This is a genomic window from Paenibacillus sp. FSL P4-0184, assembly GCF_038004625.1.
GTDB lineage: Bacteria > Bacillota > Bacilli > Paenibacillales > Paenibacillaceae > Paenibacillus_AQ.
Genome location: NZ_JBBORN010000001.1, coordinates 703,453 through 718,180 on the forward strand (window position 1 = coordinate 703,453; position 14,728 = coordinate 718,180).

Sequence of the window (14,728 nt, forward strand, 5' to 3'; positions counted from 1 at the left end):
TTTTGGAACAAAACATTAATACTCTATCACACTGTCGTCAAACAATCCATAAAAATAAACAATTTATGAAATGGGTATTTATACCCATTTTTATTAACTAAAAATAAAAGTGTCAGTAATAATTCATCTTTTTCAGAAAAATATGCTATATAAACTAAAACTTTCACTATTCATCCAGAGGTTAATTCTATAGAATAGTATCAAACACTTCATTCCCGATCCATTTAGTTGATATATTACATAACTATGGAATATATTGCAGGTTGCCAGTCACTAGCAGTCGGTAGGGATATAAAGAAATGGGGCTTCGCTGCCCATAAAAAGGGGGAGAACAATATGTTTCGTTTCAAGCAGTCGATCAGTCGCAGATTTACGCGTTTATTATTTGTAGTTCTATTACTCACGTCTCTTTTGTTAAGTACCAGCTTCTACTTTATATCCACCAGTATTTTCAACAGCTATGTCATGCCACAAATCAATCAAATTCTAACTGCAGCTGCTCAGGACGTATATAAGAATATAAATACAATGCATGCTCAGCAAGCACTAAAGAAGAACGAACAAGCAGCCACCAATCTTGAATTCTATTTTCAGGATAAGAGAAAGCAGCATGGGGTTGAGACTATTTTTCTACTCAATCTAAAAGGCAAGGAAGCTGAGGTTCTGTCCGTAGATCATGATGCAAAATTAAAGCCGGAGGAAATTGTTAAGGTAACCTCTGCAATGCAGCAAGCTCTTAAAGGAAAGAGTGGACTAAGCGATACATACAAGGACTCGCATGGTGTACATAAGTCAGCTTATATCGGAATTCCCGGAAGTACGATGGTTATCGGAATCAGCAGTGATGTAAGCTTTATTCAAGAAAAAACAGACAGTATTCTGTGGACCAGCGCCGGGATCACTCTGCTAACGCTGATCATAGGCTCAACTGGTGCCTGGTTTATGAGTATGCGGATTACTCGTCCTATCTCAAAGCTTGCAGCTTACAGTGCCCGTCTTGCAGAGGGAGATTTCACAGAGGAATTAACGGTTAAGGGCAGTGATGAGGTAGCTCAACTGTCCAGAAGCTTCCAAGCGATGACCGTGCGCCTAAAAGAAATGATTGGACATGTACTCGTCACCTCAAATACTGTGGTCACCGATTCCAATTCTTTAAGAGAACGTGTTGAGGTCCTAAATGAAATGGCAGACCACTCTAGTACATCTGTTGTAGAAATTGGCAAAGGTAGTACGACCATCGCGAGCAGCGCTCTAGATAATTCAAAAGCTATGGAAGAAATCAATTTCGGTATTCAGCATATTGCTTCAGCAGCCACCGAAGTCACTGAGCAGATCAGTGAAGCTTCCGCTGAAGCGATTGGCGGTAATGAGATTGCCCAAAGTGCCGTTCTGCAAATGCGCCATGTTGAACGTGCCTCCCTGCAGTCGCTGGAGCAATTACAAGTTATGAATGAACGTTCAGTAATGATCGGAGAAGTCGTTCATAGCATTACTGAAATTACGAAGCAAATCCAAATGCTGTCGCTCAATGCTTCGATCGAAGCAGCACGTGCAGGAGAACATGGACGCGGCTTTGCCGTGGTTGCCGGAGAAGTACGCAAGCTTTCCGAACAATCCCGTAATGCGAATGAGCAGATTCGTGATTTCCTACTCGGACTTCAGGAAGATATGAATCGCTCCGTTACTGAGATGAACCATGTGAATTCTGAGGTAGCCTCCGGGGTAGGCAAGGTGGCAGAAGCGGGCGATGCCTTCAATCACCTTCTGATTCTGATCCAAAGCATCAATCAGAATATTCAATCCGTATCTGCGGCGACGCAGCAAATCTCAGCAAGTACAGAAGAAGTTAGTGCTTCCGTTGAGGAAACCGCACAAATCACTTCAAGATCCCAAGAAAGTGCGGACACACTATCCGAGAACTCCGAGCGCCAACGTATAGAGCTTGAAGGACATGCAGTAACCGTGCAGCATCTATATGAGCAGGCTAAGAAGCTTCAGGAAGCTGTGCAACAATTTAAGATCTAAAGCTTAGGCTTAAATAAAAACAACCCGTTCACACGAAAGTGTTGAACGGGTTGTTTTGTTAGTGTCTTGGCGCCCAAAGAATGACTGAAACGCCGATCACACAAATAACAGCACCAACCCAGTCATATACATCGGGTGTTTTCTTGTCTACTAGCCAGCCCCATAACACAGCGAGCACGATAAACACCCCGCCGTAAGCTGCATACACTCTTCCGAAGGATGGAAACTTCTGCAACGTAGGAATAATGCCATAGCTTATTAGAATCAAAGAACCTACCAAACCGTACCAGAGAGGTCTTGATTCTCTTAGCCATAACCATACTAAGTATCCGCCTCCGATCTCAGCAAGGCCGGCAATTACAAATAGTAGTATGGCAGCAACCATGTCATCCCTCTTTCCTATTGAACTCTAAAAATATCAAATGATTCGCAAAATATGATACAACGTCATCACGGTTAGCAAGTATGTGTACAAGCAAGAATCTAGGCCACAAAACAGCTGGAACCACAGGCATCAAAAGAGGATAAAACCAGATTGAACCAGCTGGCTACTATGCGTCACCCGCAGGAGCCACTCACATGAAATTGTGCTGGAGCAGCACTAATACTAGTAGGAGCACAGCCTCTAGCAGCTCATTCAGCGCGCCATACACATCGCCGGTGAGCCCGCCGAGCCGGCTGCTAATCCGCCGCGCAGCAACGGTGCCGCTGGCCAAGGCCGCAGCCGGCAGCAGTAACGCTGCCGCCAGATGCAGCGGCCACGCGGCTATGCCCGCGCCGAGCGCCAGAGGCGCACCGGCTGCGGCAAGCGAGAGCAGCGCGGCTATCGCCAGCGCGCGCCGCTCATGCGAGGGAGCGAGGCCGGCGAAGCTCGCGGCCAGCCCCTCGTTCCCGCGGGCAATGGGATAACGCACCATTGCCCGCACCATATACCAGCGGCTCCAGATCGCTGGCAGCAAGAGCAGTGGCAGCTCGTAATAGGCGTAGCCTTCGATTAATGCTGCCACTAAAGAGGCCTTTAACAGCAAGAGCAGCACGCAGGCGAGCACACCCATCGCACCCACACGGCTGTCCTTCATAATCTCCAGGATCCGTTCCCTCGGTCGGTAGCTTAGCAGACCATCCGCACTGTCCATCCAGCCATCGAGGTGCAGACCTCCGGTGAGTCCTACCCATAGAATGAGAGTAATGACAGCGGCTGGCCAAGCTGGTAAAATCCAACCCGTCAAAGCTGCTCCAGCAGCTACACAAAGTCCGATAGCTGCACCCACCACGGGATAGAACAGCACACTTCGGTGCAGCAGCTCAGGAGAAAATCCAGGGTCACTCTTTACAGGAAACCGGGACAAAAACTGAAAGGCAGCCGCGGCAGCATCCCTGCGCTCCCTCATAAACGATACTCCCTGCTCTTGAGTTCAATTGGAATGCCTGCAGTCACTAAAAAAACCTGCTCGCATTGCCGAGCAAGCAGCGCGTTCATACGTCCTGCCAGATCACGGTACAATCGGCCAAGCGCATACTCCGGAACAATACCGTCTCCAACCTCATTAGTGACCAAAATGAGGTTTCCTTGAAATGTGCGTACACTGTCTTCAAGTCTTGTAATCTCGCTCTCAATCAACTCTTGCCTATCCGTAAATCCTTCCATGGCTAGCAGTACATTCGATAACCATAACGTTAGACAATCTACGAGAACCGCCTTTTCACCAGATAAACGCTTAAGAAGATCTGGCAAATCATAAGGCTCCTCTAATGTCTCCCAAGCATATCCGCTTTGCGAGCGCTGTTGCTGATGCAGTGCAATCCGTTCATTCATTTCATCATCAAATGCTTGTCCGGTTGCAACATAGAAGGCCTGATCTGCCAGTGACGACATCAATTTTTCTGCAAAACTACTTTTCCCGCTACGCACACCTCCCGTTACAAGAATACTCATTGTTTCCCAGCTCCAGAGATGCCTGCATTTTCAAAGGTGGCCATTTCACTCAAAATGCGGCATATCGCCTCTATTAAATGAAGGGACAATACGCCTCCAGTTCCTTCACCCAAACGAAGACCCAGGTTAAACAACGGTTCAAGACCAAGCTGCTCAAGCATCAGCTTATGTCCTTGTTCTCCTGATAGATGGGAGCCTATCATATAAGCAATGGATTCTGGTGCAAGCGCCTTCGCCACAAGAGCTGCCGCGCCCGAAATAAAACCATCCAAAATGACAGGTACCCTGGCAGCAGCTGCGCCAAGAATCAGACCCGTCAAACCGGCGATTTCCAGTCCCCCTACTTTGGACAATACATCCAGCGGATCTGCCGGATTTGGTTGATTCACCTTTAAAGCGCGTTCCACAACTGCAATCTTATGTAGTAGACGTTCATCATCAATTCCCGTTCCTCTTCCAACGGCTACTTCAGGTGGTATTCCTTTTAGAGCACACAGAATGGCTGCGCTAGCCGTTGTATTCCCAATGCCCATTTCACCTGTAATAAAAATCTCCGTCCCGTTCTCAATCGCTTCTTGTGCGATTCTTATACCTACAAGCACAGCACTCATCGCTTCCTCACGACTCATCGCAGGTCCCACGGCTATATTATCCGTTCCTCGGCGCACTTTACGATCAATCAGATTTTCATGACTAAGATCGCCGTTAACACCAATATCTACGAACTTCACCTCAGCCCCAGCTTGGCGTGCCAGTACATTCACAGCCGCTCCTCCGCTGAGAAAATTATAGGCCATCTGCATTGTGACTTCCTGTGGAAATGCACTAACTCCCTCGCAGCATACACCGTGATCGGCAGCCATCACAACTACCGTTCGTTTGGTGAAACTAGGCTGCTCCGTACCCGAAATTCCGGCGAGCTTAACGGCCAAAGTCTCCAATTGTCCCAGGCTGCCTGGCGGTTTGGTTAGAATGTTCAGGCGGTGCTCCGCTTTTAGGAAAGACTGTTCATCAGCCGGTGTGATTCGTTTAATTACTTCTTGAATAGATGAAATCATATTTTAACCTCCAATTAAAGATATCCGTATAACCTATTCTATCTTATCTACACAGAAAAGCCCCCATCTATGATAGATGGGGACCACTAGAATTACAACTTCACTTTCATAAATCCTTCGATTCTCTCCAGCGCTTCCGTCAATTTTTGTAGGGATGCTGCATAAGAGCAGCGAATATACCCTTCTCCACCCGCTCCAAACACATGCCCAGGAACCGCAGCAACACCAACCTCCTTGAGCAGCTGCAAAGCGAAATCCTCTGACTTCATTCCGGTATTAGCGATGGAAGGAAAGACATAAAATGCACCCTCCGGCTCGTGGCAAGGTAAACCAATAGATCGAAATCCACTAACCAGCAGCCTTCTTCGCTCATCAAAGCATCGTTTCATGTGGTCCTTATGCTCCATACCGTTCCGCAGTGATTCAATGGCAGCGATTTGACCTAGTATCGGAGCACACATCGCAGTATACTGATGGATTTTGAGCATCGCAGCAATTAATTCCTGATCACCACAAGCATAACCCACTCTCCAGCCAGTCATCGCAAAAGCTTTGGAGAAGCCACTAATGACAATCGTTCGTTCCAACATCCCAGGAAGGGAGGCAATACTGACATGCTGACTATCATAGGTTAGCTCGGCATAGATTTCATCTGAAATGACAAGTAAGTTATTCTCTTTGACAATCTGTGCAATCGGTAGCCAATCCTCGTAAGTCATTACTGCTCCTGTAGGATTAGTCGGAAAATTAACCATAAGAATCTTGGAACGCGGGGTAATCACCTGCCGCAACGCTTCAGGAGTAAGCTTAAAACCCTGCTCAGCTGAAGATTCGACCTCTACCGTAACTCCACCGTTCAAATGAGTAATCGGCGAATACGCAATATAGCTCGGAGAAGGGACGATAATCTCATCCCCGGGTGTAATAAAGGCCCGCAGAGCCAAATCCACAGCTTCACTGCTCCCCACTGTAACCATAATCTCGTTAGTTGGCTCATAGCGGAGATTGAAGCTTGCGTGCAGATAAGAGGCGATCTCTTCTCTAAGCTCCAACAAGCCGGAATTTGGTGTGTACATCGTCTCCCCATTATTCAAAGCACGAATACAGGCAGCTCTTACATGCTCCGGTGTAACGAAATCAGGCTCGCCTACACCAAGCGATATAATATCCTGATTCCCTGTACTTAGGTCAAAAAAAGCCCGAATCCCCGAGGGAGCAATCTCCCGTACACGCGGAGTAATCCATTCATTATGCATGACTGAGCACCTCTTCTTTCGGACTCTTTTCTGTAAGGGAAAGGGAAATGATCTCGTCCAGCAGTCCGCTGAAGGTGTAACCTGCCGCTTGCGCGCTTTTTGGTAAAAGACTCGCCTTCGTCATGCCCGGTAATGTGTTCACCTCCAGCACATATGGAATACCATCCTTAATGAGCATATCCACCCTTGCGTACACGCTGCATTTTAGTGTTTTGTAGCAAGTTAAGGCTGCATCACGTACTCGCTCATACACCTCAGCTGGTAGATCAATGACCCGTTCGTCTGCCCCGCCATCTTCGTATTTCGCACTGTAATCGAACCACTCCGCATGCGACGAGGTGATTCCCAAAACGGGCAGCATCTCTCCATTTAGAATAGAGCAAGTGATTTCCTGGCCTTGAATGTAGCTCTCGATCAGAATCGACTGATCACAAGCAAAAGCCTTCTCTACTGCGCTCAACAGCTCCTCGCTACTGCTCACCTTTTCCATACCGATACTCGAACCGCCTGAACATGGCTTCACCATAACAGGATATCCAATCCGCTCTACGGCTTCTTGAGAATAATCCTTCATACTATCCCAGCACAGCCAATCCGCCGTATTGACGCCTGAGCAGCGCATAAGCTTTTTGGAAAGATCTTTATCCATACAAATGCTGCTAGACAAAACGCCACTACCCGTATAAGGAATCCCCATCGTCTCCAGCGTCCCCTGAACCGTACCGTCCTCTCCGTAAGCTCCGTGGAGCGCAAGCAGCGCGATATCGATTCCTTTTGCCTGCTCAATGAGCTCTTCACGCTTGGTGATCACTATTGGAGTAACCTCATATTTATTGGGATCTAGATTCTTCAAAATCTCTCTACCGCTATTCATGGATACCTCATACTCTGAGGACACCCCGCCCATAATTACGCCTACCTTCATCTTCATCTCAAGCACCTCTTTATCCCATTAGTTGTCGTGCTGTTCTGCCAATAATCTCGATCCCCTTGCGGATATCCTCATCCGTCACTCTGGAGAAACCGATCCGTATCGTATTTTGACCTTTACCGTCTGTGAAGAATATATCTCCTGCTGTAAAAATAACCCCTTGTTCATGACAGGCCGCTAGCAGCGTCCTTGTATTAAAACCCTCCGCAAAGGTTACAAAAAGATGCAATCCGCCATCCCCTGATAACGCCGTATAAGGAATAAACTCCTTACAGCATTGCAGGGTTAATTCATATTTTCGTTTATATTCCGCTCTGGCTTTTTTCAAATACTTCTCTAAATGGCCACCTAATAAGTACTGATACAAAATGGATTGATCCAGCGTCGAGGTATGAATGGTACGTGCGCGCTTGACGCTTTCGAGAGAATAGATCAGCTCCTGATCTGCCAGCACCCAGCCTACGCGTAGTCCCGGAAATAATACCTTTGAGAAGCTACCTAGATAGATCACGCTGTTGCCGCTCCCTGCTGCTGCGATAAGTGGAGCCACGTGTGAGCCCGAATAGCGTAACTCCTCGTTAAAACCATCCTCGATCACTGGTATTTGGTACCGATTCATCAGCTTCATTAGCCTCTGTCTTTTCTCGGGAGACATTACAATGCCGGTCGGATTATGATAAGAGGGGACAAAGTAGGCACAGTCAAAAGCTTGCTCCTGCAATGCCTTCTCCAGCTCAACCAGATCAATCCCATCACGCTCCATAGGAATCCCGGTGATCTCAAAGCCATTCAGCTTCAGATTTTTGATCGCCGTATGATGCGTTGGATTCTCACAGATGACCGAACCATTCTTTTTGCTAAGTGCAGACAATACAATATCGAATCCCTCTGTAAAGCCATTGGTGATCAATATATCCTTGCCTTTCATTTCAACGCCTTTGTGCTCCATGTACTGCTTCAAATAGTCTATTAAAGGCTTATACCCTTTGGCATATCCATAATTTAGTAAGACGTTGCCTTCCACCGACATACGATCCATAAAGGAGCGTTTCACATTATCTAGATCAAAAAGACTCTCATCAGGTGCGATGCTCGTGAAGGAGATCGTCCCCTTCTCCGCTCGTATGCCGCGCTTCATGATATCCAGATCCTCCGCCAGCCGCGCATGATCATTGATACGCGTCTTCCAGTCCATCGTCCAGGAAGAGATTGTTTCACTGCCGGGAGGTGTAGGTGCCACATAACTTCCCTGACCCTGCACGGCATACGCGAATCCATCATCCTCAAGCTCTGCATAAGCAGAGATTACGGAGTTGCGGCTAACCTTAAGCAATGTGCTGAGTTCTCGTGTGGAGGGCAGCTTTTGATTGCCTTGCAGACCGCCTTTTATGATTAAGTGCTTCATATAGTCTTTAATTTGTATATACACCGGCCGTCCGGCTATGAGCTTAAAATCCTTAAACATCTCTCAATCGCCCCCATGACTATCATGGCACAATCACTCGCTTAAAAAAAGAACCACAGCCATGGGATTTTAATCCGGCTGTGGTTCTATAAGAGGACAAATGCCCAAAAAATCAAGTTATAGATCTATGCTTCGATCACAAGCTCCCCTTCTCCAGCAGGGATCTCAAAACCATTTAAAAACCGGGTTAGTATGTCCTCAGTAATCGGAAATGCGGCATTTGCGTCAAAACGTTCACTCCGGATAAGCAGTCGCTGACGCAATTCATCTGGCTGAATTTTTAAGTGAATCAGCTCCCAATCGCCGCCATGCTCTTCAATTAACTGCTTATAATCGTTCCGTCTCTGACGTTGCCAGAAGCTGAAATCGATGACAACATGATGTTTTGCCTGAAGCAGATTCACCAGCTCCCCCCGCAGCTTCATCTCCGACTCTTCTTTATAGGACTCATAATTCTGCTCTGGATAATCCACCCCGAAACGTCCGTGCGTGGCCCAAATATCTTCATCTATCGAAAGTCTGGCGAATCCCTCTTTCTCCAGCTTTTTAGCAAAGGTTGTTTTACCCGACCCCGCTACACCGCACATCATCACTACGATGGAAGCAACACTCGTACGCTTTTGCTGAAGCAATTTTTCAATAACCAACTTTTCACTCAGCATTATAAATGCATCTTCCTTCCACTTGATCTAGTAAATATATTTTTAATTACGGCGATGATGATGGTATACTCATCGTTACAAAATACTTTCTCAAAGGATTGTGATAAGGTTATGGTGAAATCAGTCCAGCAGACCTCCTAAAATGAAAAACGAAATAATTTTAGGAGGTCATAATAAATGATTTTTAACCCGATTGTCATTGATAACTGGAATAGAAAACCCTATTTTGAACATTATTTAAACAATGTCAGATGCACCTATAGCATGACCGCAAATATTGATATCACCCTTCTACTGTCAGAGCTTAAGCATAAGGGAATTAAGCTGTACCCAGCACTAATCCACATGATAACTACGGTGGTGAACCGTCATAGTGAATTCCGCACATGCTTTGATTCTGAAGGTAGATTAGGTTATTGGGATAGCTTATCACCTAGTTTTACAATTTTCCATGATGATGATAAGACTTTTTCAAGCATCTGGACTTCGTACAGTGAAAAGTTTAATGATTTCTATAACCGTTATCTGGATGATATGAAAATGTACGGAAGCGTAAAACAATTTATCGCTAAAGCAAACGAACCACCGAACACCTTCCCTATTTCTAGTATTCCGTGGGTCAGCTTCACGAGCTTTAACCTGAACGTGTATAACGAGGGAACCTTCCTGCTTCCCATCTTTACTATAGGAAAATATTTTCATCAAGACAAAAAAATACTATTACCAATATCGGGGCAATTCCACCATGCCGTGTGCGACGGTTACCATGCCAGCATGCTGTATAATGAATTGCAGTCACGTGCAAATACCTATAAGGAATGGTTACCTAACATCTAATTATCCACTTTATTCTGCTGAGGGCGAACGATAGTTTAAACATAAAGAGTTCCACATATTAGGTATGACTAATATGTGGAACCCTTTTTTTTATTTGATTTTCTCATCAATCTCCAGAAATATCTGCCGACCATTGCCCGTTCCGCCAAAATAGCCTGAGTACCATTGCTGTTCCCGGAGAAGGTGCAACTGCGCTGTAGAATGTGACACCAGGAATTAACTGTGCAAGGAAATTCCGAATAACACCACCATGTGTGACTACCAATACCCTGTTTGTTATTACCTCAGCCTTTTTTTCACTAATTGCAGCCTGCACAAATGTATCCTCAGCCCCTCGCCCCAGATCTGACAGGAAGCTACGCAACCGTTCGTCAAACTGCGCCCATGTTTCACCATCCGGTGGTGTAACTGTGGAAGGATTATCAATCCAGCTTCTATACAGTGAGTTATCCTTTAATTCCTCATAAGTACAGCCTTCGAAAGCTCCAAAATTCATTTCGCGCAGACGCGGATCGTAGACAGCCACCTTCTCTAAAGAAGGAGAAATATAAGCTAGAGTCTCCCGACATCTAAGCAAATCGCTGCAAAATACACACCAAAAATCATTCGATACTTCAGACTGCTGCTTAAGCTGAGATAGCTGCTCTACTGTACTAGATAGCAACGGGAGATCCGAATGTCCTAAGTAACGATGCTCAGCATTCCACTGAGTTTGCCCGTGGCGAACAAGTACTAATTCTAGCTCTATAGAAGGAAACGCCATGTCTAGCATTAGCCCCCGATCCATATCCATGCCACAACCGCGCATAAGCCTACAAAAATTGAAGAGGAAAGCATCATCATCCGCGAGGTCTGAATAATATCGTCCGGCTCCATCGCTCGTACCGGATCACCCATATAGGCTCGGAAAGAAGCGACACCATGATAGACGTTCTCTCCTCCGAGACGGATACCAAGTGCGCCCGCAACAGCGGATTCTGGATAGCCGCTATTTGGGCTTGGATGGAGACTCGCATCCCTCTTCACCATTTGCAGACAATTGCGCCAATCCAGACGAAGCAGCCATGCACACAGTGCCAAGAGCAATGCCGTAATCCGTGCTGGAATGAAGTTAGCAACATCATCAAGCCGAGCGGATGCCCAGCCGAGAGCTCGGTATTTATCATTCTTATATCCCACCATGGAATCGAGTGTATTTACTGCTCGATAAGCCATAGCAAGCGGCGCGCCACCGATGAGCGCATAAAACAATGGAGAAATAATCGCATCGACGATATTCTCTGCTACAGTCTCTACTGTGCCGCGCACAACTTCCGGGGAATCTAGCGAAGTCGTATCACGCCCCACGATCATCCCCAACGCCTTGCGGGCAGCAGGGATATCGCCCTTCTGCAATTCCACGTACACCGCCATTCCTGCATCCTTTAGTCCCTTGGAGGCAATCGTGGTTGAAATCAACCAAGCCTCGGCTATCCAGACGAGCCATGGTGAGATATATGACAGCAGCCATAGCAGAATGGCTGTCAGTGCCCAAGCACCACCCGCCACACATAGCGGAAGTAACACCCCTGCTCTGCGCAGGCTTTGCGGGTGGGACCATAAACGACGGATCGCCCGCTCCAGAGCCGTGATTGCTTTGCCCATACCGATTACGGGATGGGGCAAGCTACGCGGATCACCTACGATCCGATCAATTACATAAGCCGCAAGCAGTACTAAAGCGATTGTCACAGGCGATCACCTCTGTACATTCTCCAGCAATTCCAGCTACCTATTCTCATTAGCTGTCCTTCCTTGCCTGAACCGATAGCAAACTCCCTGTCACAGCGCTATATACAAGACGCCCGATTGCGCCCCCAAGATCGGTAGCGGTTCCAGCGTAAACATGCTCTGCCTTGTATCGCCCACTTTGGCTCACAGCGAGCACTATCGCATCCGTAGTTGTTCCGGTAGCGATCAGCCCATTCTCGGGATCGGTAATCCCGAGATCGGCCAGAGCAGCAGCTTTTGCTTCGACAGCTGTCTGTACAGCATTGACCATGGCCGCCGGTGTCAGGCAGCCATCAATACCTAGCATTATGTTAATCGTACCCGGGCGATAAACAGCCAGCACATTGCGTTCCACACCCGCGCGCGCAGCATTTCCTGCGGCGGCAGTAACGCAAACAAAAATACCCGCTGAGCCTGTGTCTTCCTCAGCTACCGCTGCATGCTCTAGCGGTACAGCCGTCATCAGACCGGCACACCCAGACATTGAATAACCCCACTCGCGGAGCTTATTCTCCATATCCTGAACAGGATCACTACATTCATAATTGCGGTCAACATATAAATTGACGGCCCTCTCTAGCCGATTCATTCCTCCACCATAGAACGCACTCGATAAACCATCTGCTTCAGCAGGTAGCTCTAGTAGCAGATGGTTTCCCTTCCACTGTAAAGCAAGCCCTGGCCAGATGGCCGAATGGTACTCTTTTACACCTCCTGCGAGGTTAAATGGAATCTTTACTTGCACCATATATCGATCTTGCTCCTTCCACAGCACATTACTTTTATCCATTCATCCAACCAGCTTCGCGGTCGCGCCTGTACTTCCCCAACAGTCTCACTTAGAAACTACCTAATTCTCTATTTCAGCAAATGACTATCTGCTCTAAAATCTACTCCAACACATGCCCCTAATTTCAGGTCTGAACACATACTCAATATCCGCTCCACAGATACTCGATTTCTACTACAACATATACTCCAATATCCACCTAAAAATCCGTCCCTCACCCATCTATTGCACTTTATACAACAGATTCGGCTTTATTCACTGGCAAAAGCCATTCTGCTGTATTTCTTGCAATAGAATGTCACGTAAAAACCTAATTCACATCATTTTCCAAATTTCTATTGTACACAGCGCTATAGAATCGAATTGCTACGCCAGCAAAGCGAGTTCTGTTGTACGAAATACAACGAATGCACTTTGGAGGATGTCCATCAGAAGCTATCTCACCAAACTTTGCCACAACCCTAAGCATGCGAGCTGAAGCCCGCCATCCGGTATCAAATCGCAACTTCTGCGGTACTTGAGTCACTTATTCATTAGAATCCCTGCCTTCTCTACGCCGCGAGTGTCACTTACAGTAGACTCCCATCCCCCTGCGCTACACCAGACACTTTAACAGCAAACCCGCTGCCCTCTAAGCTACACAGGTCACTTATCCGCCAGAATTTCCTTCATCTGTTTTAGCAGCCGGACATTATCCTCATGTCCCTTAACGGCTACTCGGATATGTTCGCCTCCTAGACCGGGGTACATAGCGCAGCTGCGCACCAGTATACCGACACGCCCAAGACGGGTCTGCATCTCAGCCGCACTCCACGGCGAAGGCAGGCCACAGAGCAGAAAGTTGGCTTCGCCTGGCGGCACATCGCAGCCTAGCTGCATAAGGCCTTGCCGCAGCAGCTCCCGTTCAGTGGCGATCAGTTCGCGTGTGCGATGTCCATACTCGTGCCCACACTCAAGGCAGGCTTCGCCCGCCAGCAGCGCCAAACCATTCACGCTCCAGGTAACCTGCTTTCCGGTCATCGCCTTTGCCAGCTCCGGATGCGAAATGGCAAACCCGAGACGCAGTCCGGGAATCGCATAAAATTTCGTCATCGACCGCACCAAAATCGTATGCGGAAACTGATCCAGATCGGGCAAAAGCGTATTTCGTTCTGCTTCTGGAATAAAATCAATAAAGGCTTCATCCACAGCCAAATACGTCCCGTAGCTTTCAGCCTTCTGCGCTAAACAGCGCAGCTCATCCACAGTATACTGAACGCCATTAGGGTTGTTCGGCTGTCCAAGGAACAGCAGATCAACCTTCTCCAGCAGCCCGGCAATCTCATTCACTCCAGCTCGGAAGTGCTGTTCCTTTGTCCCCTGAACAGATAATACTTCTGCGCCGAATTGCACAGATAGCTGCCGGTACTCAGAAAAACAAGGTTCTACGATACCTACCTTTTGTGGAGCAATCGCAAGCAGCAACAATGCCATAGATTCTGCGGCTCCGTTGCCTACTGTCAACCAACTACTATGTATACCAAGGTCCTTTGCTAGCAGACTTTTGAAGCGTCGATGTCCAGGGTCAGGGTAGGCAACCACCGTAGACATTGCTGTTCTAAGTAGCTCTAAGACGGCTGGCGGAGGCCCGATAGGATTGATGTTTGCACTGAAATCAAGAAATGTGCCACCAGCCTCCTCATAAAGTTCCGCAGCTGTTAGCAGATCACCGCCGTGGCCGTATTTTTCAAGCATATTTACACTCCCTTTATCCACTTTCGCTTGTTCGATATGTATCTCATTGCCACCATTATTGCGTCTTTGCCGGGAATACGTCAATGCTTCACTAAAGGAATCACCTGAATAACCGTTTGCCTCAAATCGACATTAAAATCTACGAGATGTCAAAAGATAATAAAGTTCTAGACTGGCAGCCTCATCAGATCTATGGTCACGCAGTCCCGAACCCGCTTCGGCTTGAAGATGGAAACGGGATATCGTTTACATGATCACCTGTAC

The 14,728-nt window shown here is 47.3% G+C and carries 14 protein-coding genes; 2 read left to right on the forward strand and 12 right to left on the reverse strand.

The features are described from left to right. Positions 1 to 336 precede the first annotated feature (336 nt). Positions 337 to 2,025: a methyl-accepting chemotaxis protein gene (locus tag MKY52_RS02940; RefSeq protein WP_341049726.1), complete on the forward strand. Its 1,689-nt coding sequence runs from the start codon at positions 337 to 339 to the stop codon at positions 2,023 to 2,025. A gap of 58 nt (positions 2,026 to 2,083) precedes the next feature. Here MKY52_RS02940 and MKY52_RS02945 read toward each other — a convergent pair whose 3' ends face one another. The 8 genes from MKY52_RS02945 to MKY52_RS02980 form a co-directional block, all read right to left on the reverse strand. Next, entirely contained in the window at positions 2,084 to 2,410 is a 327-nt protein-coding gene (locus MKY52_RS02945; RefSeq protein WP_042185628.1) for a YnfA family protein, read from the reverse strand. 190 nt (positions 2,411 to 2,600) lie between these two features. Next, positions 2,601 to 3,416: an adenosylcobinamide-GDP ribazoletransferase gene (gene cobS / locus MKY52_RS02950; RefSeq protein ID WP_341049727.1), complete on the reverse strand. Its 816-nt coding sequence runs from the start codon at positions 3,414 to 3,416 to the stop codon at positions 2,601 to 2,603. Then, positions 3,413 to 3,961, reverse strand: coding sequence for a bifunctional adenosylcobinamide kinase/adenosylcobinamide-phosphate guanylyltransferase (gene cobU / locus MKY52_RS02955; RefSeq protein WP_341049728.1), 549 nt, complete (start codon positions 3,959 to 3,961; stop codon positions 3,413 to 3,415). Before cobU ends, cobS begins: the two co-directional genes overlap by 4 nt. After that, on the reverse strand, positions 3,958 to 5,019 hold the full coding sequence (gene cobT / locus MKY52_RS02960; protein WP_341049730.1) for a nicotinate-nucleotide--dimethylbenzimidazole phosphoribosyltransferase: 1,062 nt from the start codon (positions 5,017 to 5,019) through the stop codon (positions 3,958 to 3,960). The genes cobU and cobT overlap by 4 nt, the downstream gene beginning before the upstream one ends. A 92-nt stretch (positions 5,020 to 5,111) precedes the next feature. Further along, positions 5,112 to 6,275 carry an aminotransferase class I/II-fold pyridoxal phosphate-dependent enzyme gene (locus tag MKY52_RS02965; RefSeq protein WP_341049731.1) on the reverse strand — a complete coding sequence of 388 codons (1,164 nt, stop codon included), beginning with the start codon at positions 6,273 to 6,275 and terminating at the stop codon, positions 5,112 to 5,114. Next, entirely contained in the window at positions 6,268 to 7,200 is a 933-nt protein-coding gene (locus tag MKY52_RS02970; RefSeq protein WP_341053331.1) for a D-alanine--D-alanine ligase, read from the reverse strand. The genes MKY52_RS02965 and MKY52_RS02970 overlap by 8 nt, the downstream gene beginning before the upstream one ends. 19 nt (positions 7,201 to 7,219) lie before the next feature. Further along, a complete protein-coding gene (gene pdxR, locus MKY52_RS02975; RefSeq protein ID WP_042185623.1) occupies positions 7,220 to 8,671 on the reverse strand; it encodes a MocR-like pyridoxine biosynthesis transcription factor PdxR in 1,452 nt (483 codons plus the stop codon). Between the two features lie 125 nt (positions 8,672 to 8,796). Further along, positions 8,797 to 9,333 carry an AAA family ATPase gene (locus MKY52_RS02980; RefSeq protein ID WP_341049732.1) on the reverse strand — a complete coding sequence of 179 codons (537 nt, stop codon included), beginning with the start codon at positions 9,331 to 9,333 and terminating at the stop codon, positions 8,797 to 8,799. A gap of 177 nt (positions 9,334 to 9,510) precedes the next feature. Between MKY52_RS02980 and catA the strand changes: the two genes are divergently transcribed. Next, positions 9,511 to 10,170: a type A chloramphenicol O-acetyltransferase gene (gene catA / locus MKY52_RS02985; protein WP_341049733.1), complete on the forward strand. Its 660-nt coding sequence runs from the start codon at positions 9,511 to 9,513 to the stop codon at positions 10,168 to 10,170. A 106-nt stretch (positions 10,171 to 10,276) separates the two neighbouring features. Here catA and MKY52_RS02990 read toward each other — a convergent pair whose 3' ends face one another. The 4 genes from MKY52_RS02990 to MKY52_RS03005 all read right to left on the reverse strand — a co-directional run bounded on the left by MKY52_RS02990 (position 10,277) and on the right by MKY52_RS03005 (position 14,464). Continuing rightward, positions 10,277 to 10,963, reverse strand: a complete 687-nt coding sequence (locus tag MKY52_RS02990; RefSeq protein ID WP_341049734.1) for a histidine phosphatase family protein — start codon at positions 10,961 to 10,963, stop codon at positions 10,277 to 10,279. Then, entirely contained in the window at positions 10,942 to 11,901 is a 960-nt protein-coding gene (gene cbiB / locus MKY52_RS02995; protein WP_341049735.1) for an adenosylcobinamide-phosphate synthase CbiB, read from the reverse strand. Before cbiB ends, MKY52_RS02990 begins: the two co-directional genes overlap by 22 nt. Positions 11,902 to 11,950: 49 nt before the next feature. Then, positions 11,951 to 12,730, reverse strand: a complete 780-nt coding sequence (locus MKY52_RS03000) for an adenosylcobinamide amidohydrolase (RefSeq protein ID WP_262495571.1) — start codon at positions 12,728 to 12,730, stop codon at positions 11,951 to 11,953. 645 nt (positions 12,731 to 13,375) lie between these two features. After that, positions 13,376 to 14,464, reverse strand: a complete 1,089-nt coding sequence (locus MKY52_RS03005; protein ID WP_341049736.1) for a pyridoxal phosphate-dependent aminotransferase — start codon at positions 14,462 to 14,464, stop codon at positions 13,376 to 13,378. Between the last annotated feature and the right edge of the window lie 264 nt (positions 14,465 to 14,728).